This is a genomic window from uncultured Cyclobacterium sp., assembly GCF_963976465.1.
Lineage (GTDB): Bacteria > Bacteroidota > Bacteroidia > Cytophagales > Cyclobacteriaceae > Cyclobacterium.
Window position 1 is genome coordinate 1 of the sequence record NZ_CAXBOC010000608.1, and the last position, 2,962, is coordinate 2,962.

At 38.8% G+C, this 2,962-nt stretch carries 2 protein-coding genes; one reads left to right on the forward strand and one right to left on the reverse strand.

The features are described from left to right. The first annotated feature begins 352 nt into the window (after nucleotides 1–352). Entirely contained in the window at nucleotides 353–1,531 is a 1,179-nt protein-coding gene (locus AAC037_RS22840) for a lactonase family protein (protein ID WP_339905879.1), read from the forward strand. Nucleotides 1,532–1,596: 65 nt separating this feature from the next. Here AAC037_RS22840 and AAC037_RS22845 read toward each other — a convergent pair whose 3' ends face one another. Continuing rightward, nucleotides 1,597–2,754 (reverse strand): sialidase family protein, encoded by a 1,158-nt coding sequence (locus AAC037_RS22845; RefSeq protein ID WP_339905880.1) that lies wholly within the window; start codon nucleotides 2,752–2,754, stop codon nucleotides 1,597–1,599. Nucleotides 2,755–2,962 lie beyond the last annotated feature (208 nt).

The following is a 2,962-nucleotide window of genomic DNA, read 5'->3' on the forward strand; positions in this document are numbered from 1 at the left end:
AGACCTATTTCGAGGGGTTTATGAAAACACAAAGGTCTTCAATAAAATCAACCAAGTGCTTGGCGTAAAATAGAAACAACCTATGGAATGCCTTTCTATAAAGAATTACTTATCGTTTAAAACTGGTCTAATCCTTCTATGAAGAGGTTTTTTCCCATAGAAATTTTTACTCGGATTATTTATTAATATTTCCTGAGCTTTCTAAGAGAGAGTTGTTACCGAAAGATCTCTTGCTGTTTCGAGATTTCAACAGGTAGTAGATTATTTATTGCATATTCAGAGTTTAAATATAGCAGTGATTACAGGAGAACAATTCTTATTGAAAACTCCAAGTTTAGTATTATATTGGAGGATGAAGTACAAAATTAAGAACTTGACTTTTAACCAGTGGGTAAAGCAAGTGAGTTTTATAGTGTTGTTTCTATTGTTGAGTTTTCCGCAATTCCTTATGGCCCAATCCAAAGAAATTATCTACGTCGGTACCTATAGCCAAAACAATAGTAAAGGCATTTATGTACTTGAATTTGACAGAGAAAATTTAACAAGCCAAATCATCCAAACCATTCATGACAAAGAAAGCCCTACTTTCTTAGCCTTGCACCCCAACAAGAAATTCTTATATGCTGCCTATAGGGAAGGAATGAGCAAACAGGATGAAGCAGGTACTGTAATTGCTTATTCTATCAACCAGGAGACCGGCAAACTCACAAAAATTAATGCTGTCTCATCTGTAGGTGCCAGTCCCTGCCATATTAGTGTGGATCCTACAGGAAATGTGGTTTTCCTCTCCCATTATAAGGGAGGCAATTTGTCTACATTTAAAATATTGGACAATGGAGGTATAAGTGAAGCAGCAACTTTTATTCAGCATACAGGTAAGGGTGTGCACCCCAATCAAACGACCGCACATATGCATGCCATGATTCCCTCAGCGGATGGTCAATGGGTTTATGCATCAGATTTAGGCATTGACCAAATTTTAAAATATAAAGTGAACCCTGCCAATGGAACCGTTGCTGAAAACCCTGTTATTTTTCAAGCTTCTCCAGGTGCCGGGCCTAGGCATTTTGTATTCCACCCAAACTTGTCATATGCCTACTCACTTGAGGAGTTGAGCAATACTGTAAGTATCTATTCTGTTGATCAAACAAATGGAGATCTTAGTCCTATTGGTAGAATTAACATGCTCAATGATAAGCTACATAGTGATTACAATGCCGGTGCTGATATTCATTTCTCAACGGATGCCAAGTGGTTGTATGCAAGCAATCGTGGACAGGACAATTTGGTCGTTTACAAAGTAGACCCTACAAGCGGATTACTTGAATTACAGGGACATGTCCCTTCAGAAGGCCAACATCCTCGAAATTTCAAAGTTGACCAAAAGGGAGATTTTGTATTTGTGGCCAATATGGAAACAGACAATATCGCCATCTTTAGCTTGGACAAAAGTACCGGAATGCTTAAAGCCACCGGTAAACACATTGGAATTCCCAGACCTGTATTTATCGATCAATTATTTATAAAGTAATTGACCTTAAAAAAAATTAAAACAAGGTTCTGCCTAAAAGCAGCACCTTGTTTTTTATACTCTATTTATTTCAAGTTATCTAAAGACAACCGTGCCAATACTACTTTTTCATAGGCATTCTCTACTCCTTTTTCATACAAGCAAAGAAACGCTCCATTGGGTAAAGCTGCCAATGCAGAATAAGCGGAAGGCCCCGTATAAAGCACTTTAGAAGCGACCCATGTCCTTCCACTGTCTTTGCTCAGCTTGATGGTCATATTTTCTCTTTTCGTACTCGCTGGGTTGGAAAACAAAACCAAATCCCCAGATTTATCCTCCGGCCAAGAATACCTTATAAATGCTGCCTGACATACCGGCTCAATTAATGTGGTTGCCTCAACAGGATCAGACCAAGTAACTCCCCCATCCCTACTAACGGACAATGCCCTTTTATTTTTTCCGTAATAGGACCTCATATTCATTAAGAGGGTTCCATTACCGTCTGCCATTTCTATCAATTGGCTTTCATTCATTTTAGGTTGGATAGCTCCACCTAGTTTCCAGGTAGCTCCATGATCATCACTGTAAATAACATGGGCTCCATATTCAAAAGGCCCTCCCCTAACATTTCCATTAGGCTCATCATAACTGTGATTGGCCGGTATCACCAAACGCCCTTTAACGGGACCATTCTTTATTTGTATCCCCATACCGGGCCCCGTAGCATACCAGCCCCATGAAGGTTCTTTGGTGGTTTCTGTAATGTCAGAAGGCAGGGACCAACTTTCACCATTATCGGTTGATTTCATTACAAATACCCTACGAGTACCTTTACTTTTTTTGGTAATTATATCACCTTCATGGTCCTCTCCTCTATTCCAAGTAAGCAATAAATGGATATCACCGGTCACTTCATCCAAGACCGGGTTTGGGTTGCCACATACAGAATTACCGTCATCCCATAGTACTTTCTGTTCAGACCATGTACGTCCTCCATCAGTTGATTTTTTCATTAAGAGGTCAATATCTCCGGTATCTCCACTGCCTGATTTCCTACCTTCAACAAATGCCAAAACAGAACCGTCTGCTGCTACAAGTAGTGAAGGGATACGGTAGGTATGGTAACCTCCTTCACCGGCAACGAAGAGGTCTTGTTCAATCGGTGTATCCGACTGAATATCCCCTTCCAATTGAGTAGTATCAGCGAAATAAAAAGAAAGTAGATAAATAAGAAAGTTGATCATGGGCGAAAATTGGTAATGGTTAATGGTTAATTATAAATGGTTAATTGTTAATTGTTAATTGTTAATTATAAATTATAAATTGTTAATTATATATTGTTAATTGGGATTTCATTAATTATTCTTTGAAATTGGCGGGGTACTTTGTGATTTGCAATAAATAGGGCTTTTGTAGATATTCATTGGCTGCTTGTTTGACTTCCAAGGCAGT

Excerpts from the sequence above, each read along its gene's own strand:
- AAC037_RS22840 (WP_339905879.1), top strand. The coding sequence starts at position 353 with ATGAAGTACAAAATTAAGAACTTGACTTTTAACCAGTGGGTAAAGCAA.
- AAC037_RS22845 (WP_339905880.1), bottom strand. The coding sequence starts at position 2,754 with ATGATCAACTTTCTTATTTATCTACTTTCTTTTTATTTCGCTGATACT.